General features: G+C 64.7%; 19 protein-coding genes. 13 read left to right on the top strand and 6 right to left on the bottom strand.

Annotated features, from left to right (window positions below):
* Nucleotides 1-54: 54 nt before the first annotated feature.
* From rsfS to C2L66_RS10860, 5 genes are all read right to left on the bottom strand, one after another.
* On the bottom strand, nt 55-513 hold the full coding sequence (gene rsfS / locus C2L66_RS10885; RefSeq protein WP_054930013.1) for a ribosome silencing factor: 459 nt from the start codon (nt 511-513) through the stop codon (nt 55-57).
* A gap of 2 nt (nt 514-515) precedes the next feature.
* Entirely contained in the window at nt 516-1256 is a 741-nt protein-coding gene (locus C2L66_RS10880; RefSeq protein ID WP_082670328.1) for a nicotinate-nucleotide adenylyltransferase, read from the bottom strand.
* A gap of 51 nt (nt 1257-1307) precedes the next feature.
* Complete coding sequence (gene hemF, locus C2L66_RS10875) at nt 1308-2240, bottom strand: oxygen-dependent coproporphyrinogen oxidase (RefSeq protein WP_060600160.1); 933 nt, start codon at nt 2238-2240, stop codon at nt 1308-1310.
* Between the two features lie 279 nt (nt 2241-2519).
* Complete coding sequence (gene purD, locus C2L66_RS10870) at nt 2520-3803, bottom strand: phosphoribosylamine--glycine ligase (RefSeq protein WP_054930016.1); 1284 nt, start codon at nt 3801-3803, stop codon at nt 2520-2522.
* Between the two features lie 274 nt (nt 3804-4077).
* Nucleotides 4078-4806 carry a YebC/PmpR family DNA-binding transcriptional regulator gene (locus C2L66_RS10860; protein ID WP_036003723.1) on the bottom strand — a complete coding sequence of 243 codons (729 nt, stop codon included), beginning with the start codon at nt 4804-4806 and terminating at the stop codon, nt 4078-4080.
* Between the two features lie 529 nt (nt 4807-5335).
* On the opposite strand from C2L66_RS10860, the gene C2L66_RS10855 reads away from it, so the two are divergent.
* Nucleotides 5336-6475: an IS481 family transposase gene (locus C2L66_RS10855; protein WP_060600163.1), complete on the top strand. Its 1140-nt coding sequence runs from the start codon at nt 5336-5338 to the stop codon at nt 6473-6475.
* A gap of 767 nt (nt 6476-7242) precedes the next feature.
* On the opposite strand, the gene upp is transcribed toward C2L66_RS10855, so the two are convergent.
* Entirely contained in the window at nt 7243-7893 is a 651-nt protein-coding gene (gene upp, locus C2L66_RS10850; RefSeq protein WP_054930041.1) for a uracil phosphoribosyltransferase, read from the bottom strand.
* 273 nt (nt 7894-8166) lie between these two features.
* Between upp and C2L66_RS10845 the strand changes: the two genes are divergently transcribed.
* From C2L66_RS10845 to C2L66_RS10790, 12 genes are all read left to right on the top strand, one after another.
* A complete protein-coding gene (locus C2L66_RS10845; protein WP_060600165.1) occupies nt 8167-8946 on the top strand; it encodes an SDR family oxidoreductase in 780 nt (259 codons plus the stop codon).
* Between the two features lie 74 nt (nt 8947-9020).
* On the top strand, nt 9021-9410 hold the full coding sequence (locus tag C2L66_RS10840) for a methylglyoxal synthase (RefSeq protein ID WP_054930043.1): 390 nt from the start codon (nt 9021-9023) through the stop codon (nt 9408-9410).
* A 64-nt stretch (nt 9411-9474) separates the two neighbouring features.
* Nucleotides 9475-10449: a quinone oxidoreductase family protein gene (locus C2L66_RS10835; RefSeq protein ID WP_054930044.1), complete on the top strand. Its 975-nt coding sequence runs from the start codon at nt 9475-9477 to the stop codon at nt 10447-10449.
* A gap of 161 nt (nt 10450-10610) precedes the next feature.
* Nucleotides 10611-10724, top strand: coding sequence for a hypothetical protein (locus C2L66_RS10830; protein WP_007583456.1), 114 nt, complete (start codon nt 10611-10613; stop codon nt 10722-10724).
* Nucleotides 10721-10813, top strand: coding sequence for a K(+)-transporting ATPase subunit F (gene kdpF, locus C2L66_RS10825; protein WP_007583461.1), 93 nt, complete (start codon nt 10721-10723; stop codon nt 10811-10813). The genes C2L66_RS10830 and kdpF overlap by 4 nt, the downstream gene beginning before the upstream one ends.
* Nucleotides 10810-12615, top strand: coding sequence for a potassium-transporting ATPase subunit KdpA (gene kdpA, locus C2L66_RS10820; RefSeq protein ID WP_060600167.1), 1806 nt, complete (start codon nt 10810-10812; stop codon nt 12613-12615). Before kdpF ends, kdpA begins: the two co-directional genes overlap by 4 nt.
* 41 nt (nt 12616-12656) lie before the next feature.
* Entirely contained in the window at nt 12657-14741 is a 2085-nt protein-coding gene (gene kdpB, locus C2L66_RS10815; protein WP_054930046.1) for a potassium-transporting ATPase subunit KdpB, read from the top strand.
* 47 nt (nt 14742-14788) lie between these two features.
* A complete protein-coding gene (gene kdpC / locus C2L66_RS10810) occupies nt 14789-15370 on the top strand; it encodes a potassium-transporting ATPase subunit KdpC (RefSeq protein ID WP_054930047.1) in 582 nt (193 codons plus the stop codon).
* A 936-nt stretch (nt 15371-16306) separates the two neighbouring features.
* On the top strand, nt 16307-19180 hold the full coding sequence (locus C2L66_RS10805; RefSeq protein WP_060600169.1) for a DUF4118 domain-containing protein: 2874 nt from the start codon (nt 16307-16309) through the stop codon (nt 19178-19180).
* Complete coding sequence (kdpE, locus tag C2L66_RS10800; protein ID WP_060600171.1) at nt 19177-19875, top strand: two-component system response regulator KdpE; 699 nt, start codon at nt 19177-19179, stop codon at nt 19873-19875. Before C2L66_RS10805 ends, kdpE begins: the two co-directional genes overlap by 4 nt.
* Nucleotides 19876-20038: 163 nt before the next feature.
* Nucleotides 20039-20359: a quaternary ammonium compound efflux SMR transporter SugE gene (gene sugE, locus C2L66_RS10795; RefSeq protein WP_060600173.1), complete on the top strand. Its 321-nt coding sequence runs from the start codon at nt 20039-20041 to the stop codon at nt 20357-20359.
* Between the two features lie 255 nt (nt 20360-20614).
* Complete coding sequence (locus C2L66_RS10790) at nt 20615-21226, top strand: DUF4126 domain-containing protein (protein ID WP_054930055.1); 612 nt, start codon at nt 20615-20617, stop codon at nt 21224-21226.
* Nucleotides 21227-21318 lie beyond the last annotated feature (92 nt).

Raw genomic sequence — 21318 nt, 5'->3', positions numbered from 1 at the left:
GGTCAGCACCGCCCGCAGTGGCAAGCGCGAATCCCTTGATGGACAGCGGCACGCTCACGAGCGGCGGCGGGCAGGTGCCTTGCGCGCGGGACGCGCGACGGGTGCATCTTCCTCTTCGTCCTCGTCGTCGAACGGCTCTGACGGACGGGCGCCGCCGAACGGGTTCGGCGTCGACAGCTTCACGCGCACCGGCTTGTCGCCCCAGATCTCTTCGAGGTTGTAGTACTGGCGCAGGGCCGGCTGAAGGATGTGCACGACGGCATCGCCGCAGTCCACCAGCACCCATTCGCCGATGTCTTCGCCCTCGGTGCTGATGATGTCGCCGCCCGCTTCCTTGACCTTTTCGCGCACGCTGGACGCAAGCGCCTTGGTCTGGCGGTTCGACGTGCCGCTCGCGACGATCACGCGGTCGAACAGTTCGGTGAGGTGGCTGGTGTTGAACACCCTGATGTCTTGCGCCTTGACGTCTTCGAGTCCGTCGACGATCGCGCGTTGCAGCTTGCGTATATCCATGGTTACCGATGTTGGTACAGATGATGTTGAACAATATAGTCCCACACAGCAGTGGGGACATGATCTGGTGCGGACTGCACTTGCACGGCAGCGCCGCTTGCAGAGGCGTCCGCATCGTTTTCGAACCACGCGCGCAGATGCGCGCGGATGTCGGTGGCCGACACGTCCAACGCAAGCGACGTGTCGATCAGCAAATGCCCGGCGGGTGTCGCCCGCAGCGTGCCGGCTTGCGCCGCGCGCTGCGCGATGGCTGCCGCGACGGGAGCCGGCACGGCCGTTACGTCGAAACCCGGGCGTGTCGCGGCGGCGATATGCGCATAGTCGAACAGACGCTGCCAGTCTCGCCACGTGTCGAGCCGCACGAGCTGGTCGGCGCCGATCAGAAGCGAGATCGACGCGTCCGCGCCTTCGCGCTCGCGCCAGCGCCGCAGTGTTTCGACCGTATAAGTGGGGCCGTCGTGCTCGATTTCATCCGTGGCGACGCTGACGGTCACGCCCGGCAGCGTCAACGACGCAGCGGCCGCGCGCGTCATGGCGAGCCGGTCTTCGGCCGCCGATACATCCGCCTTCTGCCACGGCTGGCCAGCCGGCATCAGCACGAGTTCGGTCAGATCGAGCGCCTCGGCGAAACGTCGCGCGAGCGCGAGGTGGCCGTCGTGGATCGGGTCGAACGTGCCGCCGAGTATGCCGATGCGTCGGCGCAATGCCCGTTGAGGTGCGACGGATTGAGCGGTCGGATTCAGTTGCGGTTCCTTTGCCTGTCAGTAAAAGCGGGTAGCGCGCGACGGGTCGCGTCAGACCCACTCGCGCGGAACGAGAAAGTCGCTGGTCAGGCGCGCCTCCGGCGTGCCCGGTTCGGGCTGCCAGTTGTAGCGCCAGTTTACGACAGGCGGCATCGACATCAGGATCGATTCCGTGCGGCCGCCGCTTTGCAGCCCGAACAGTGTGCCACGGTCGAAGACGAGGTTGAACTCGACGTACCGGCCGCGCCGGTAGGCCTGGAAGTCGCGCTGGGCCTCGCCGTACGGCATGTTGCGGCGTTTTTCGACGATGGGCAGATAGGCGTCCAGAAACGCGTCGCCGACGCTCTTGACCATCGCGAACGACTGCTCGAAGCCAGGCTCCGCGTAGTCGTCGAAGAAAATCCCGCCGATGCCGCGCGGCTCGTTGCGGTGTTTCAGGAAAAAATAGTCGTCGCACCAGCGCTTGAAGCGCGGGTACAGATCGTCGCCGTATGGTTGCAGCGCATCGCGGCAGACGCGGTGAAAATGCTGCGCGTCCTCTTCGAAGCCGTAGTAGGGCGTCAGATCCATGCCGCCGCCGAACCAGAACACGGGCGCTTCGCCTGCTTTCGTCGCGACGAGCAGCCGCACGTTCATGTGGACCGTCGGGCAGTACGGGTTGCGCGGGTGCAGCACCAGCGACACGCCCATCGCCTCGAATCCGCGCCCCGCCAGTTGCGGGCGCAGCGCGCTGGCCGAGCCGGGCAGCGCGTCGCCTTGCACATCCGAGAAGCCGATGCCCGCGCGCTCGAAGAACTGGCCGTCTTCCAGAATGCGCGTGCAGCCGCCGCCACGCAGCTTTTCACCGGGCGCGCGCTGCCAGCTGTCGGTGGCGAGCGGCGTGCCGTCGAATGCGCCGAGCGCGTCGGCGATCCGCGTCTGCAGGCCTTGCATCCAGCTGCGGACCGTCTGGGTATCGTTGGCGTCGTGAATCGAATCGGTCATGGTGTGTGGGGCGCGGCAGGTTTGGAACACTGGCGCGGTCGGGTCTCGATGGGACAGATAAGGCGTGCTGCGATGTCGGCGGGGGAGTGGGCGGCTTGCGTCTGCGCGGCTGCCGCCGTCCGCGAGCGGCCGGGCGCGCTCCGCTGCCCGCAACCGCGCATCTCTGCCGGCAAATCCAAGTGTAGCGCCGGCGCGGCCAACTGGCCCCGAAGGGCCGTGTCGCGTGTTCGGGACGGGGGCCCGAACGCCGCGCCGGAAAGCGCTTTCGCGCGGAAAGCGTCAGCTCTGGCCGTGCTTGCGGTTGGCCGCCCGATAACCGATGTCGCGGCGATACTGCATGCCGTCGAACGAAATATGGTTGATCGCCTCATACGCAACCGACTGCGCGCTGCGCACCGAGTCAGCCAGCCCGACCACGCACAGCACGCGTCCGCCCGTCGTCGTCAGCTTGCCGTCCACCAGCGCCGTGCCCGCATGGAACGTCACCGCGTCTGCCGTTTCGACGGGAATGCCGCTGATGAAGTCGCCCTTGCGCGGCGCGTCCGGATAATTGTGCGCGGCGAGCACGACGCCGAGCGCCGTGCGACGGTCCCATTCCAGTTCCACCGTGTCCAGCGTGCCCGCGATTGCCTGCTCGACGACCTTCGAGAAGTCGCCCTTCAGGCGCGCCATGATCGGCTGCGTTTCCGGGTCGCCCATCCGGCAGTTGAATTCGAGCGTTTTCGGGTTGCCTTGCGCGTCGATCATCAGGCCGGCGTACAGGAAGCCGGTGAAGCGGATGCCTTCTTTCTCCATGCCGCGCACGGTCGGCAGGATGATTTCGCGCATCACGCGTGCGTGCAGTTGCGGCGTGACGATGGGCGCGGGCGAGTAGGCGCCCATGCCGCCCGTGTTCGGGCCCTGATCGCCGTCCAGCAGCCGCTTGTGGTCCTGGCTCGACGCCAGCGGCAGCACGTTCATGCCGTCCACCATCACGATGAAGCTCGCTTCCTCGCCCGCCAGGAACTCTTCGATCACGACACGCGCGCCGGCATCGCCGAGCTTGTTGTCCGATAACATCATGTCGACGGCGTGATGCGCTTCTTCGAGCGTTTGCGCGACGACCACGCCCTTGCCGGCCGCAAGGCCGTCGGCCTTGATGACGATGGGTGCACCCTTGGCGTCGATGTAGGCGTGCGCGGCAGCCACGTCCGAAAAGGTTTCGTATTCCGCTGTCGGGATAGCGTGGCGCTTCATGAACGCCTTCGCGAAGTCCTTGGAGCTTTCGAGCTGCGCCGCTTCCTTCGTCGGGCCGAAAATTTTCAGGCCACGCGCGCGGAAGATGTTGACGATGCCCGCCGCGAGCGGCTGCTCCGGCCCGACCAGCGTGAACGCGATCTGCTCTTTCTCGACGAAGTCGGCGAGCGCGTTCGGATCGGTGATGCCGATATTGAGCAGACGGTCGTCCTGCGCGGTGCCGCCGTTGCCAGGCGCGACATAGACGAGCTGCACGCGTGGCGACTGCGCGAGCTTCCATGCGAGCGCATGCTCGCGACCGCCGGAACCGACGACGAGTAACTTCATGTGATTCCCCGAATGCTAAAAACCGTGAACGGCCCGCGCAGCGGCGCGAGCCGTGGATATCTACCTTCGCACAACGCGAACGCGTTGCCTGTGAGACAGGCCACAAAGCCGGGCCATGTGGCGGGAAAAGCAGAGAAATACGCCGCGAACGACGCGCCCGTGTGAATGCCCGAACGCCCGTGCGGCGAGCGCGGGAAGGAGCGCAGCGACTGCCCCGTCTTTGAAGGGAACCGGGATGGGAACCCTGATCGGGGCGGCGCGCTCACTTGCCGCCTCACTCGTCGGCGATGGCCGCGTTCGTGTAGACCTCTTGCACGTCGTCCAGATTTTCCAGCGCGTCGAGCAGCTTTTGCATCTTGACGGCGTCGTCGCCCGTGAATTCGACTTCCGTTTGCGGCTTCATCGTCACTTCCGCGACTTCCGCCTTGAAGCCAGCGGCTTCGAGCGCGGACTTGACCTTCGGGAAGTCGTTCGGCGGGCAGACTACTTCGATGCTGCCGTCTTCGTTCGTGACGACGTCGTCGGCGCCCGCTTCGAGGGCGGCTTCCATCAGCTTGTCTTCCGGCGTGCCGGGCGCGAACAGGAACTGGCCGACGTGATCGAACATGAACGACACCGAGCCGTCCGTGCCCATGTTGCCGCCGAACTTCGAGAACGCGTGGCGCACTTCCGCGACGGTGCGGGTGCGGTTGTCGGTCATCGTGTCGACGATGATGGCCGCGCCGCCGATGCCGTAGCCTTCGTAGCGGATTTCCTCGTAGTTCGCGCCATCTACGCCGCCAACGCCGCGCTGGATCGCGCGGTTGATGTTGTCCTTCGGCATGTTGGCGTCGTACGCCTTGTCGACGGCGAGCCGCAGGCGCGGGTTCGAGTCGATATCGCCGCCGCCCATGCGGGCCGCGACCTGGATTTCCTTGATGAGCCGCGTCCAGACCTTGCCTTTCTTGGCATCGGCCGCTGCTTTCTTATGCTTGATGTTGGCCCATTTCGAATGACCCGCCATACCTTTCTCCGTCGCGCGCGCCAGCGGGGCGCACGCATTGTGCAATTGTCGTTGCGTTTGTCGGGCGTGGCGGATGTGCGCTCGCGCCCCGATGTCAGTCTGGTCGCACCCTGGAATGCTGTGGCTTGCGCGCCTGTTCGGCGGCGCGTCGGGAATGACGCTGTGCAAGCGTCGAAAGATCGACGGAATCGGCCATCGCAATGCCGGTGGTGGGTGTGCCGCCCGTTCGGTGGGCAGACCGAGATTTTATCATGGGCGGGGGTGGCCGCAGGGGCCATGGGGTTCGGGTTTGGTTTTTTGGTTTTGGTTTTGGTTTTGGTTTTGGTTTTGGTTTTGCTTTGCGCTGGCATCCGGGGTTTGCTTTTGCTTTCGCTGGCATCCGCGAATTGTTAGCGTGCTTCACGCGTCGCCCCTGTGCGGGGCGGCACCTACTTTTCTTTGCCGCCGTGTACAGACTGGAGACATCGCTGACAGGTGTACAGGGACATCGTTGACACTTTCGGGTAATCAAACGCCCGGATTTTCAACCATGCCCTGGGATGTAAAAGACATCATGAATCGCCGCGAAGATTTCGTCCGTGAGGCCGCCACACAGGCGCTCGCGTTCAGCGAACTGTGCCGCAAATACACGATCACCCGCCAGACCGGCTACAAGTGGCTGGCCCGTCACAGGGCGGAAGGCATCAAGGGCCTGGCCGACCGCTCCCGCCGCCCGCATCACAGTCCCAAACGCTCAGCGCAGACCATCGAGGCGCGGGTGCTCGAAATGCGCCAGGCGCACGGCTGGGGCGGGCGCAAGATCGCCCAGCGCCTGCGCGATCTGGGCGAAACACAGATTCCCGCGCCCGCCACGATCACTGAGATCCTGCGCCGTCACGGGCTCATCGATGAACAGGCGTCGCGCCAGCGCCAGCACTGGCAGCGCTTCGAGCACGAGTATCCGAACTCGCTGTGGCAGATGGACTTCAAGGGTGACTTCCCGACCCTGGAGAGCGGACGCTGCGCGCCATTGACGGTCATCGATGACCACTCGCGCTACAACGTCGTGCTGAGCGCCTGCTCGCGCACCACCACGCAGGTCGTGCAGGAAGCGCTGGAGCGGGCGTTCCGCTGCTACGGGCTGCCTTCGTGCATCAACACCGACAACGGCGCGCCATGGGGCTCGCCCAGCGCGCCGGGCCAGCTCACCGAGCTCGCGGTCTGGCTGATCCGGCTGGGCATCCATGTGAGCTATAGCCGGCCGTATCACCCGCAGACCAACGGCAAGGATGAACGGTTTCACCGCTCGCTGAAGGCCGAAGTGTTGCAGCGGCATGCGTTCACCACGCACGAGCACGTGCAGCGGGAACTGGATCGCTGGCGGCAGGTGTACAACACCGAGCGTCCGCACGAGGCACTGGGAATGGCGGTGCCGCTCACCCGCTACGCGTGCAGCCTGCGCAGGATGCCTGGGCGGCTGCCAGAGCCCGAATACCGCTGCGGCGACGCGGTTTTACGGGTCAACTCAAGCGGCGTGGTGCGCGTGCGCGGCGAGAAACTGAAGCTCTCGATCGCACTCAAGGGGCTGCAGGTGGCCGCCCGCCCGAGCGAGGACGAAGACGGTGTGATTGACATCTGGTTCGCCCATCAGCGGGTCGCAAAACTTGACCTGAAGGCAGCAAAACCCTGACCATCATGTGTCAGCGATGTCTCTGTACATGTGTCAACCATGTCTCCAGTCTGTACACCGCCGCAAAGAAAAGTAGGCAAAAGAAAGCGGCTCACACCGCCAGCCTTTGACGCTTGCCCACGGGCCCCCAACGTCCCCACACTTCACACGGCAACATACCCGTCGATGTCCGTTGCCAACGCTTCAAACAAATGCCTCACCCGCTTCAAATACCCGTACCCGGCCAAGCGGCAGCGAATGGTATGTGCCGCCCAGGTGGCAAACTGTGTGTAGGTTGTCGCGTCGTATAGCTTCGCGTTCTTACCGGGTGGGGCGCGTGCGCTATCGGTCCGGAGTGAGGCATGCGAAGCACTACGGCCTACACACAGTTTGCCACCTGGGCGGCGGCGGACTGTCTGGCGCGGCATGCTCAAACACGGGTGTGTGAAGCGGGTGAGGCGCTCATTTAGAGCGTTGGCAACGAACGTGGGTCATATGGTTGCCGCGTGAAGCGTAAGAACCTTTGGGGGCCCTCAGGCAAGAATTAGCGCTGGCGGTGTGAGCCGCTTTCTTTTGCCTACTTTTCTTTGCGGCGGCAAAGAAAAGTAGGTGCCGCCCCGCACAGGGGCGACGCTTGAAGCGAGCTAACGAAACGCGGATGCCAGCGCAAAGGCCAGCACACCAAACGGCGTAGCCCGCGCCACGAAGGCAAGCGCAAAGGCCAGAACAAACACCAAACGGCATAGCCCGGCACCACAACCCCCACCCCCGAAGGGCAAAAAAAACGATCAGTTCTTCGTCCCGAACAACCGATCCCCAGCATCCCCAAGCCCAGGAATAATGTAAGCATGCTCATTCAGATGTGCATCGAGCGAAGCAACATACAGCTTCACATCCGGATGCGCATCCTGAAACACCTGCACGCCTTCAGGCGCGGCCACGAGCGCGAGGAAGGAAATATTCTCCCCCGCGACACCGCGCCGCTTCAGCACATCGATCGCATGCACGGCCGAATACCCCGTCGCAACCATCGGATCGCAAAGAATAAAAATGCGATCTTCGAGATCCGGCAACCGCACCAGGTACTCGACAGGGCGATGATCGTCATCGCGATACACACCAATATGCCCGACACGCGCCGACGGAATCAGCTCCAGCAGCCCGTCCGACATGCCCACGCCCGCGCGCAGCACGGGCACGATTGCAAGCTTCTTGCCAGCAATCACAGGCGCGTCGATATCGACGAGCGGCGTGCTCACGCGACGCGTCGTCATCGGCAGGTTGCGGGTGATTTCATAGCCCATCAGCAGCGTGATCTCGCGCAGCAGTTCGCGGAACGTCCGCGTGGACGTGTCGCGGTCGCGCATGTGCGACAGCTTGTGCTGGATCAGCGGGTGATCGAGGATGAAAAGATTGGGAAAACGGCTGTCCTGGGTCATGACGGGGCGCCTCGCGGCGAAGTTGAGCTGGCTGACGATGAATTTGGCGCGGCGCCCGTGCCCCGTGACGGGCGGCGGCGCGCGGCTGCGCCATGGCTGCGAGTTTACCGGAAGGGCAGCGCAAAAAGACGGATGCTGATGAAAGGTATATCGGCAAGGTCCGGCAGCGCCGCGTCGATTCTTCTAGAATCGGGGGACAGTTGGCCGACCACCCCCGAGCGTAACGCGCAGGCATGTCCCGCTCGTTGCGCGCGCAAAAACAGGAAAATACACATGGATCTGGGCATCGCAGGAAAGACCGCGCTGGTGTGCGCGGCAAGCAAGGGACTGGGGCGCGGCTGCGCCGAGGCGCTGGCGGCCGAAGGCGTGAACGTGACGATCGTCGCCCGCACGGCCGACACGCTCGAAGCCACGGCGGCCGCGATCCGCTCGAAGACGGGCGTCGACGTGAAAGCGGTGGCCTGCGACATCACCACCCCCGAAGGCCGCGCCGCGGCGCTCGCCGCGTGTCCGCAGCCGGACATCCTCGTCAACAACGCGGGCGGCCCGCCGCCCGGCGATTTCCGCAACTTCACGCACGAAGACTGGATTCGCGCGCTCGAAGCGAACATGCTCACGCCGATCGAACTGATCCGCGCAACCATCGACGGCATGATCTCGCGCGGCTTCGGACGGGTGGTGAACATCACCAGTTCGTCGGTGAAGGCGCCTATCGATGTGCTCGGTCTGTCGAACGGCGCGCGCTCGGGCCTGACAGGCTTCGTCGCGGGCGTCGCGCGCAAGGTCGCACCCGACGGCGTGACCATCAACAACCTGCTGCCGGGCCTGTTCGACACCGACCGCATCGCCGTGACGTTCGAGGCAGCGGCGAAATCGCAGAACATCTCCGTCGACGAAGCGCGCAAGCAGCGCATGGCGACGATTCCCGCGCGCCGCTTCGGCACGCCCGACGAGTTCGGCCGCGCCTGCGCGTTCCTGTGCAGCGTGCACGCGGGCTATATCACCGGGCAGAACTGGCTGATCGACGGCGGCGCGTACCCCGGCACGTTTTGATGATGGACGGCCGTTGCACGGCCCTTCGCGGCACATCGCGAACACGATAACGACAACACAAGAGGAGCAACGACATGACAACACGCGTCGCGCTGATCGCGCACGACCACAAGAAGGATGACATCGTCAGGCTGGCGGGCGAATACGTCGACACGCTGTCGCGCTGCGAGTTGATCGCGACGGGCACGACGGGCTCGCGCATTAGCGACGCGCATGGCCTGAAAGTCGAGCGGATGCTGTCCGGCCCGCACGGCGGCGACCTGCAGATCGGCGCGCAACTGGCCGAAGGCAAAGTCGACATGGTGATTTTCCTGCGCGACCCGATGACGCCTCAGCCGCACGAGCCGGACATCAACGCGCTAGTGCGGGCGTGCGATGTCCACAACGTGCCGTGCGCGACCAACATCTCGACAGCGCGGATGATCCTCGACGTGCTGACACTGCGTCTGACGCATCAGGTCTGACGGCGTCGTTCGTTTCAAGCGGGCAATCGACGCGAATCAGGCAACGAATCAATCTGGAGATGACATGACGAAGGCAATTCGATTCGACAAGACAGGCGGCCCGGAAGTGATGAAGTGGGTCGACGTCGAAGTGGGCGAGCCGGGTAACGGCGAAATCCGCATCAAACAGCATGCCGTCGGCCTGAACTATATCGACGTGTATTTCCGTACCGGGCTGTATCCGCTGCCGTTGCCGGGCGGCCTCGGGATGGAGGCGGCGGGCGAGGTGATCGCGGTCGGCGCGGGCGTGACGGAGCTGAAGGCGGGCGACCGCGTCGCATACGTCGCGCGGCCGCCGGGCGCGTACGCGCAAGAGCGCGTGCTGCCCGCGGCGCAGGTGGTGAAACTGCCCGATGCGATCGGCTACGAACAAGCCGCTTCAGTAATGCTGCAAGGGCTGACCGCGCAATATCTGCTGCGCCGCACGTATCCCGTGAAGCCGGGCGACACGATCCTGATCCAGGCGGCCGCGGGCGGCGTGGGGCTGCTCGTGTGCCAGTGGGCGAAGGCGCTGGGCGCGACGGTGATCGGCACGGTCGGTTCGGACGAGAAGGCGGAGATCGCGAAGGCGCATGGCTGCGACCATCCCATCGTGTACACACGCGAGAACTTCACGAAACGCGTGCGCGAGATCACGAACGGGGCAGGCGTGCCCGTCGTGTATGACTCGATCGGCAAGGATACGTTTACGGCGTCGCTCGATTGCCTGGCGCCGCTCGGCATGTTCGTGAGCTTCGGCAATGCGTCGGGCCCGCTGCCGCCCATCGATTCGTCGGAATTCGCCGGGCGCGGCTCGCTGTTTTTCACGCGTCCGACGCTGTTCACGTATATGGGCAAGCGCAGCGATTACGACGCGATGTCGGCTGAACTGTTCGACGTGATCGTGTCCGGCAAGGTGAAGACGAGCATCAATCAGCGCTATGCACTCGCCGACGTCGGCAAGGCGCATGCGGATCTGGAGGCGCGCAGGACGACGGGATCGACGGTTTTGCTGCCGTAAGCAACGCTCGCTGCAATCAGGAAGGCCGCTTCACGCGCGACGTGAAGCGGCCTTTTCCGTTTACACCTTTTTTACACTCCCCGATGCATCTTTGACCTGCCCTTTACGTCGATCGGCATAACGTTGCGGCCATCCATCGCCAAACAAATGGAGAAGATGAAATGGATGTGCTGTATGTCGGGGGCATCGCGCTTTTTGCTGCGCTGACCTTTGGGTTGATCGCCGGATGCGAGAAGTTGACGCGCTACGGCCGTGGTCAGGGAGCGCGCTCATGAACTGGATCCTCTGGCTGTCGGGCGCGGCGACCGCGCTGCTGTTCGCCTATCTCGTCTATGCGCTGCTGCGCGCGGAGGACATTGAATGAACCTCAATAATGTCTTGCAGCCGGCCTTCTTCATCGTCGTGCTGCTCGCGGCTGCCGTGCCCGTTTCGCGCTATCTGTCGCGCGTGATGGACGGCACGTCGCGCGTCGTCAAACTGGGCGGGCCCGTCGAGCGTCTGCTGTACCGTCTCGCAGGCGTCGACCCCGAGCAGGAAATGGGCTGGAAGCACTACGCGATCGCCACGCTCGCGTTCAACCTGCTCGGCGTCGTGTTTCTGTACGTGCTGCTGCGCGTGCAAGGCCTGTTGCCCGGCAATCCGCAGCAGTTCAGCGCGATGACGGTCGACGGCGCGTTCAACACGGCCATCAGCTTCGTCACCAACACGAACTGGCAGGATTATTCGGGCGAGCAGACGTTGAGCTATCTGACGCAGATGCTCGGCCTGACGGTGCAGAACTTCCTGTCGGCGGCGACAGGCATCGTCGTCGTGATCGCACTGGTGCGCGGCTTTGCGCGCCACACTGCGAAGACCATCGGCAATTTCTGGGTCGATATGACGCGCGTGACGCTCTACGTGCTGCTGCCGATGTCGGCGATCGTCGCAGCGCTGCTGATGAGCCAGGGCGTGATCCAGAACTTCAAGTCGTACGAGGACGTGCCCACGCTGCAGACCACCACGTATTCCGCGCCGAAGACGGATGCCCAGGGCAACCCCGTGAAGGACGCGAAGGGCAACCCTGTGATGGTCGATACGCCTGTCAAGACGCAGACCATCGCGATGGGCCCCGTCGCCACGCAGGAAGCGATCAAGATGCTCGGCACGAACGGCGGCGGCTTCTTCAACGGCAACTCCGCGCATCCGTACGAGAACCCGACGCCGTTCTCGAACTTCGTGCAGATGTTCTCGATCCTGATCATCCCCGCCGCGCTGGCCCTCGTGTTCGGCCGCATGATCGGCGACGGGCGGCAAGGCGTGGCCGTGCTCGCAGTGATGACGATCGCCTTCGCCGTGTGCATCGCGGGCGAGATCGGCGCGGAGCAAGCCGGCAATCCGCTCTTCGCGTCGCTGCATGTCGATCAGTCGGCGAGCGCGCTGCAGCCGGGCGGCAACATGGAAGGCAAGGAAACACGCTTCGGCATCGCGCAGTCCGGCATCTTCACGGTCGCGACGACGGCCGCATCGTGCGGCGCCGTGGCCAACACGCACGACTCGCTGACGCCGCTCGGCGGTCTCGTGCCGATGCTGCTGATGCAACTCGGCGAAGTGATCCTCGGCGGCGTGGGTTCGGGTCTGTACGGGATGCTGGTGTTCGCGATGCTCGCGGTGTTCGTCGCGGGGCTGATGATCGGCCGCACGCCTGAATACGTCGGCAAGAAGATCGAAGCGTACGAGATGAAGATGGTGTCGATCGTCGTGCTGCTCACACCGCTGCTCGTGCTGGTCGCGACGTCGATTGCCGTGCTCACCGACGCGGGCAAGGCGGGCATCCTGAATCCGGGCGCGCATGGCTTCTCCGAAATCCTGTACGCGTTCAGCTCGGCCGCGAACAACAACGGCAGCGCGTTCGCGGGTCTGACGGTGAGCACGCCGTTCTACAACTGGCTGACTGCCGTGGCGATGTGGTTCGGCCGTTTCGGCACGATCGTCCCGGTGCTCGCGATTGCCGGCTCGCTGGCGGCGAAGAAGCGCATCGCGGTGACGGGCGGCACGCTGCCGACGCACGGACCGCTGTTCGTCGTGCTGCTGCTCGGCACGGTGCTGCTGGTCGGCGCGCTCACGTATGTGCCCGCGCTCGCGCTCGGCCCCGGCGTCGAACATCTGATGATGATCGCGGGCCATTGATACGCCACGCGAAAAAAACGGCGAAGCAAATAGAGGAAGAAATGACTGACCATTCCGCTACCCGGTCCATGTTCGATCCGGCGCTCTTGCGCCCGGCGATCGTGGACTCGTTCAAGAAACTCAAGCCGCACACGCAGTTCCGCAACCCGGTGATGTTCTGCGTGTACGTCGGCAGCATCCTGACGACGATCCTCTGGGTCGCCGCGCTGCTGGGCCAGGCCGAGGCGCCCGCGGGCTTCATTCTCGCGGTGTCGCTGTGGCTGTGGTTCACGGTGCTGTTCGCGAACTTCGCTGAAGCGCTCGCGGAAGGGCGCTCGAAAGCGCAGGCGGCATCGCTGCGCAGCGCGAAGAAAGACGTGATGGCGAAGAAGCTCAACGAGCCGCATCCGAAGTCGCCGATCCGCATCATGACGGCTTCCGACCTGCGCCGCGGCGACGTCGTGCTGGTCGAAACGGGCGACGTGATTCCCGCTGACGGCGAAGTCATCGAAGGCGTGGCGTCCGTCGACGAGTCGGCCATCACGGGCGAATCCGCGCCTGTGATCCGCGAGTCGGGCGGAGATTTTTCGTCGGTGACGGGTGGCACGCGCGTGCTGTCGGACTGGATCGTCGTGAAAGTGACGGCTAATCCAGGCGAGGCGTTCCTCGACCGCATGATCGCGATGGTCGAAGGCGCGAAGCGTCAGAAGACGCCGAACGAAATCGCGCTGACCATTCTGCTCGTCGCACTGACCATCGTGCTGCTGCTCGCCACCGCGACGCTGCTGCCGTTCTCGATGTTCTCCGTCGAAGCCGCGAAGGCGGGGCACGTGGTGACGATCACCGCGCTCGTCGCGCTGCTCGTGTGCCTGATTCCGACGACGATCGGCGGGCTGTTGTCGGCGATCGGCGTGGCGGGCATGAGCCGCATGATGCAGGCGAACGTCATCGCGACATCGGGCCGCGCCGTCGAAGCCGCTGGCGACGTCGACGTGCTGTTGCTCGACAAGACGGGCACGATCACGCTTGGCAACCGCCAGGCATCGGCGTTCATTCCCGTAGCGGGCATTGCGGAAGAAACGCTCGCGGATGCTGCGCAACTGTCGTCGCTGTCGGACGAAACGCCCGAAGGCCGCAGCATCGTGGTGCTGGCGAAGCAGCGCTTCAACATCCGCCAGCGCGACATGGCGGCGCTGCATCCCGTGTTCATCGCGTTCAGTGCGCAGACGCGCATGAGCGGCGTCGATCTGCCGGACCGCGAAATCCGCAAGGGCGCCGCCGATGCGGTGAAGCACTACGTCGAAGCGCATGGTGGCCACTTCCCCTCCGAAATGACAGCGGCCGTTTCGGAAGTCGCGCGGCGCGGCAGCACGCCGCTGGTGGTGGCGGAGAAAGGCGCGGGCATTGCGCGTGTGCTCGGCGTGATCGAACTGAAGGACGTGGTGAAGGGCGGCATCAAGGAGCGCTTTGCCGAACTGCGCAAGATGGGCATCAAGACCGTGATGGTGACGGGCGACAACCGTCTGACGGCGGCGGCCATCGCAGCGGAAGCGGGCGTCGACGACTTCCTCGCCGAAGCCACGCCGGAAACGAAGCTCGCGACGATCCGCGCGCACCAGGCGGAAGGGCGGCTGGTCGCGATGACGGGCGACGGCACCAACGATGCGCCGGCGCTCGCGCAGGCCGACGTTGCCGTCGCGATGAACACGGGCACGCAGGCCGCGAAGGAAGCGGGCAACATGGTCGATCTCGATTCGAATCCGACCAAGCTGATCGAGATCGTCGAGATCGGCAAGCAGATGCTGATGACGCGCGGATCGTTGACGACGTTCTCGATTGCGAATGACGTCGCCAAGTATTTCGCGATCATTCCGGCTGCGTTCGCGACCACGTATCCGCAGCTGCGCGTGCTGGATGTGATGCATCTGAGCTCGCCGTCGTCGGCGATTATGTCGGCGGTGATATTCAATGCGCTGATCATCGTGGCGTTGATCCCGCTTGCGCTGAAGGGTGTGACGTATCGTCCGCTCGGCGCCGCGTCGCTGTTGCGCCGTAATTTGCTGGTCTATGGGCTGGGTGGGATTTTGCTGCCGTTCCCGTTCATCAAGCTGATCGACATGGTGCTGGCCGCGTGCGGTTGGGTTTGATGGCTGTGCGATGCACGTCTGTCGACAGATAAAAAGGAATCTGAATCATGAAATCGCTTTTTCGCCCGATGGTGGTGATCTTTGCCGTGCTGACGGCTGTGACCGGGCTTGCGTATCCTGCCGTGATGACGGCGTTCGGCCAGGCTGTTTTTCACGATCAGGCCAATGGCAGCATGATCGAGAAGGACGGCAAGGTAGTGGGCTCGCGGTTGATCGGGCAGCAGTTCGATGCGCCGCAGTACTTCTGGGGACGGCTGTCGGCGACGGCGCCGATGCCGTATAACGCGCAGGGGTCGAGCGGCTCGAATCTCGGGCCGATTAATCCGGCTCTCGCCGATGAGGTTAAAGGTCGTCTCGATGCGCTGAAGGCTGCTGGGCATATGCCTGCCGATACGGCTGTTCCTGTTGATCTGGTGACTTCGTCGGGGAGTGGTCTCGATCCGGAGATTTCGCCTGCGGCGGCGGCTTTTCAGGTTGAGCGGGTTGCCGCTGCGCGGAAGATGAATGCCAATGACGTGGCTGCTCTTGTTGATCGCTATACGCATGGTCGGCAGTTTGGGCTGTTTGGCGAGGCGCGGGTGAATGTGCTTGAGCTGAATATCGCGTTGGATGACGCGCAGCGTACGTAAGGGGTTGTGACCGTTTCCCGGGGTGGGCGGTTTTGGTGATGGCGTAGCCCCGGGGTTTTTTGGTTTTGGTTTTGGTTTTGGTTTGTCTGCGACGCCGGGCGGTTTGCCGGTGTTTGCGCTGGCATCCGCTTTACGTTAGCTCACTTCAGGCGTCGCCCCTGTGCGGGGCGGCACCTACTTTTCTTTGCCGCCGCAAAGAAAAGTAGGCAAAAGAAAGCGGCTCACACCGCCAGCCCTTGACCTTTGTCCACGGGCCCCCAACGTCCCCACGCTTCACACGCCAGTGCCGTGCTTAGTGCCCGTTGCCAACGCTTCGAATGAACGCCTCACCCGCTTCGAATTCCCGTAGCCGGGCAAGCGGCAACGAATGGTATATGCCGCCCAGGTGGCAAACTGTGTGCAGGTTGTCGCGTCGTATAGGGTAGCGCTCTTACCGGGTGGTACGCGTGCGCTGTTGGTCTGGAGTGAAGCATGTGGAGCACCGAGGGCCGACACACAGTTTGCCACCTGGGCGGCGGTGGACTGTCTGGTGAGGCATGCTGAAACGCGGGTGCGTGAAGCGGGTGAGGCGCTCATTCAGAGCGTTGGCAACGAACGTGGGTCACGTGATTGCCGTGTGAAGCGTAAGAACCTTTGGGGGCCCTCAGGCAAGAACAAAGGCTGGCGGTGTGAGCCGCTTTCTTTTGCCTACTTTTCTTTGCGGCGGCAAAGAAAAGTAGGTGCCGCCCCGCACAGGGGCGACGCTTGAAGCGAGCTAACGAAACGCGGATGCCAGCGCAAAGGCCAGAACACCAAACGGCATAGCCCGCGCCACAAAGGCAAATCGCGGATGCCAGCGCCAAACCCAAGCCAACCACCACGAGCGTCGCAGACAAAAAACAAAAAAACCATGTCACCATACCCGCACGGAAGTGCAAAACCCCCAAACCCAACACCATGCCCCGCCCCGACCCCGACGAACTCCTCGACAAACTCCAGCGCGAAGAAGAAAAACGCCAACGTGGCAAGCTGAAGATTTTTTTCGGCGCATCGGCCGGCGTCGGCAAGACATATGCAATGCTTCAAGCAGCACGTCGCCGAAAAGAAGAACACATCGACGTAGTCGTAGGAATAGCGGAAACCCATGGCCGCAACGAAACAGCAGCGCTGCTCGAAGACCTCGACGTGCTGCCGCTCGCGCGCATCGAATACCGCGGCCGCCTGCTAGGCGAATTCGACCTAGACGCCGCGCTCGCGCGCAAACCGCAACTGATCCTCGTCGACGAACTCGCCCACTCGAACGTCCCGGGCGCACGCCACGCCAAACGCTGGCAGGACGTCTACGAACTCCTCGATGCCGGCATCGACGTCTACACCACCGTCAACGTCCAGCACCTCGAAAGCCTCAACGACGTAGTCGGCCAGATCACCGGCATCCGCGTATGGGAGACAGTCCCTGACCGCGTCTTCGACCGCGCCGACGAAGTCACGCTCGTCGACCTGCCCGCCGAAGAACTGCTCGACCGCCTGCGCGACGGCAAGGTCTATATGCCGCAACAGGCCGAGCGCGCCGTGCGCAACTTCTTCCGCAAGGGCAATCTGATCGCGTTGCGCGAACTGGCGCTGCGCCGCACGGCCGACCGCGTCGATGCGCAAATGCGTGAATACCGCGCCGATCGCTCGATCCAGCGCATCTGGCAGGCCCGCGAACGGCTCCTCGTGTGCGTAGGGCCCGGCCCCGAGGCGCCACTGCTGGTGCGCGCAGCCGCACGTCTCGCGGCGAGCCTGAAGGCGGACTGGATCGCCGTCTACGTCGAAACACCCAGGCTGCAACGGCTCTCCGACGCTCGCCGCGAACGCACGCTCGACGCGCTCAAGCTCGCCGCCGACCTCGGCGCGGAAACGGCGACGCTCGCGGGCGCCGACGCCGTCTCGACCTTGATCGGCTACGCCCGCGTGCGCAACGTCTCGAAGCTGATAGCAGGCGGCTCATCCGCCACCGGCCTCGCGCGCTGGTTACGCCGCCCGTTCGGCGAGCGCCTCGCGGAACGCGCGAGCGACCTCGATCTCACGCTGATCCGCGCCAGCAGCGACGAAGCAGGAGCGACCCGCGAACGCCACGCCGACGAAGAAGGGCGCGCGTGGCGCGACGCGCTGGTCGCGGCGCGCGAGCGTCGTTCGCCGCCGCGCAATTACGCATGGGCGGTCGCGATCTGCGCGGGCGTGACGCTGATCGCAAGCCAGCTGATCGACCGCATCGATCTCGCGAACCTCGTGATGCTGTATCTGCTCGGCGTGATCTTCACGGCCGTGAAGCTGGGACGCGGGCCTGGCGTGATGCTGTCGTTCCTGTCCGTCGCCGCGTTCGATTTCTTCTTCGTGCCGCCGCGCATGTCGTTGTCGGTGTCGGACACGCAATACCTGTTGACCTTCATCGGCATGCTGCTGACATCGCTCGTGATCGGCCATCTGACGTCGAGCCTGCGCCGCGAAGCCAGCGTCGCGCGCAGGCGCGAGCAGCGCACCAGCGCGATGTACGCAATGGCGCGCGAACTGGCGGCGGCGCTGACGACGGAGCAGATCGTCGGCATCGGCAGCCGTCATGTGAGCGAGGTGTTTCGCGCGCGCGTCGCGGTGTTGTTGCCCGACAGCGCGGACCAGGTGAAGCAGAAGGTCGACGATCCCGACGAAACCATCATGCTCGAAGCCGCCGCGCTCGACGTCGATGTCGGCCAGTGGGTGTATGACCAGCAGAAGCCCGCGGGCCACGGCACCGACACGCTGCCCGCCGCGAAGGCGCTCTATCTGCCGCTGCGCGCGCCGATGCGCACACGCGGCGTGCTGGCCGTCGCGATGCGGGACGAGCGCGAACTCGACGTGCCCGAGCAGCAGCGCATGCTCGACGCGTTCGCCGCGCAAATCGCGCTCGCCCTGGAGCGCGTGCATTACGTCGACATCGCCCGCGATGCGCTCGTTAACATGGAGTCCGAGCGGCTGCGCAACTCGCTGCTGTCCGCGATCTCGCACGATCTGCGCACGCCGCTCACGGCGATCGTCGGCTTTTCGTCGATGCTCGCCGGCCAGCCGCGCGAGGCGGGCAACGCGGCGCAAGGCGAACTCGTCGACGCGATCCATGAAGAAGCGCTGCGCATGACGGGCATCGTCACGAATCTGCTCGACATGGCGCGCCTGCAGGCGGGCAGCCTGAAGCTGAACCGGCAATGGTCGCTGCTCGAAGAGACGGTCGGCTCGGCGCTGCGCGACTGCCGGCGCACGCTTGCGCGTCATCCCGTGCAGGTATCGCTGCCCGCCGATCTGCCGTTGCTGCAGCTCGACGCCGTGCTGCTCGAGCGGCTCTTCGCGAACCTGTTCGAGAACGCGGCGAAGTACGTGCCGCCCGACACGCCGTTGACGATCGGCGCGCAGCGTATCGACGAGAACGGCAAGCCGTTCGTGCGCGTGACCGTCGACGACACCGGACCGGGCTTGCCGCCTGGCATGGAAGCGCGCATCTTCGAGAAGTTCACGCGCGGCGAAAAGGAATCGGCGAAGCCGGGCATCGGCCTCGGACTTGCGATCTGCCGCGCGATCGCCGAGGCGCATGGCGGTAGAATCGGCGCGGCCAACCGCGTCGCCGCCGATGGCCGCGTCGAAGGCGCGCGCTTCTGGTTCACGCTGCCCATCGAAACGCCGCCGCCCGTGCCCGACGTCCTCGACGACGACGCTGCGGGCGAGGTGGACCCCGAAGCGGACCCCGAAGTGGACGCAAACCCGGACGCCCCTTCGCTTCACCGACAACAAGCCGACACGCATCCGAATACCCACTCATGAGCGACCTGAGCATCACTGTCGTACTGATCGAAGACGAACAACAGATTCGCCGCTTCGTGCGAGCGTCGCTGGAAGGCGAGGGCATGGTCGTGTACGACGCGTCCACGGGCAAGCAGGGGCTGATCGAAGCGGCGACGCGCAAGCCCGATCTCGTGATCGTCGATCTAGGCCTGCCCGATACCGACGGCCTCGACGTGATCCGCGAACTGCGCGGCTGGAGCGAACTGCCCGTGATCGTGCTGTCGGCGCGCACACAGGAGAGCGAGAAGGTGGCCGCGCTCGACGCGGGCGCCGACGACTATCTCACCAAGCCGTTCGGCGTGTCCGAACTGCTCGCGCGGATTCGCGCGCATCTGCGCCGGCGCAACCAGGGCGGCGCCAACGAGACGCCGCAGGTGCATTTCGGCGGTGTGACCGTCGATCTGGCGTTGCGCCAGGTATCCCGCGACGGCGAGCCCGTCCATCTGACGCCGCTCGAATACCGGCTGCTCGCCACGCTCGTGCGCCACGCGGGCCGCGTGCTCACGCACCGGCAGTTGCTGCGCGACGTGTGGGGGCCGTCGCATGTGGAAAGCCATCACTATCTGCGCATCTATATGGCGCATTTGCGGCAGAAGCTGGAGCGCGATCCGGCGCAGCCCGAGCATATCGTCACCGAAACGGGCGTCGGCTACCGGCTGGTCGGCGTCGCCTGACGATTCGGCGCGACAGGGCGCGGCATGGCGTCGCGTTATATCGGATCAGGTATGAAGGAGCGGCGAAAACCGGTCCATTTTGATATGATGACGCACGGCAAGGACGACCTTGCTGCATCCGCTTTCAACGGGGACGGCCCCATCTTCATTGGGAGTTCGTCTCATGTCCTGGATTCTCCTTTTTATCGCCGGTTTGCTGGAAGTCGCGTGGGCGGCCGGTCTCAAGACATCCGAAGGTTTCACCCGCTTCTGGCCGTCTGTCTTCACCATCGTGACGGCGCTCGGCAGCTTCGTGCTGCTTGCGATGGCCATGCGCCAGTTGCCGCTCGGCACGGCCTACGCCGTCTGGACGGGCATCGGCGCGGTCGGCGCATTCATTTTCGGCATCGTGATGATGGGCGAGGCGGTGACGGCGGCGCGCGTCGGCAGCGCCCTGCTGATCGTCGTCGGCCTGATCGGACTGAAGCTGTCGTCTGGGCATTGACGGGGCGGCCGCCGGGGCCGTCAAAGCGCGCCATTCGTCTGAAAATTGCCGCAATCACGCTACAAACCGCGGCGCCGCCGTGCGGTCGGCGGATTGACGTGGCTATAATGAGACGGAAATCACCCTGAAATTGCTCCGCGCGGCCTTGATGCGCGGGTCCGGCGGCTTCGGCGGGCGGAGCCACTGGCGCTTCCCACCGTCTCATGGCACAGCCGCCGGAACTGACGGCACGCTATGCGCGCCTCGGAGGCGGCCATGCTTGAACCTCTTTCGCTTGCAGCCGGCCTCTCCTGGGGCAGTGGCTTGCGCCTTTATCTGACCGTGCTGATCGCGGGCGTGTTCGGGCGCGCCGGTTTCATCCATCTTCCCGATACGCTGTCCGTGCTGCAGTCGCCGTGGGTGATCGGCGCGGCAGCCGTCCTGACGCTCGCCGAATTCCTCGCCGACAAGATTCCCGCGTTCGATTCGCTGTGGGATGCCGTCCACACCTTCATCCGCATTCCGGCGGGCGCCATGCTGGCCGTCGGCGCGCTCGGCCACGCCGATCCGGCGCTGATGACGGTCGCGGCGCTGGCTGGCGGCACGCTCGCCGGCGCGTCGCATCTGACGAAGGCGGGCACGCGGGCCCTGATCAATCTGTCGCCGGAACCGGTGTCCAATGTCGTCACGTCGTCGGCGGAGGACGGGCTCGTGTTCGGCGGATTGCTGCTCGCGCTGTTCGTACCCGTGCTGTTTCTCGTCTTGCTGGTCGGCTTTCTCGTGCTCGCGAGCTGGGCGCTGCCGCGTCTGTGGCGCGGCGTGCAGGGCGGCTTCCGCGGCATGGCGACGCATATGGTGTCGCGACTCGCGCGGAGCCGTCACGATTGAGCGAAGCCGAACGCGTCACCACCGAGGCTCCGCCCGAGCTTCCGCCCGAATCCCCGCGTGAGCGCCATGCGCGGCGCGCGCCCGCACACCGG

This window comes from Paraburkholderia caribensis, assembly GCF_002902945.1.
Lineage (GTDB): Bacteria > Pseudomonadota > Gammaproteobacteria > Burkholderiales > Burkholderiaceae > Paraburkholderia > Paraburkholderia caribensis.
This window is presented reverse-complemented; position numbering and strand designations above follow the sequence as displayed.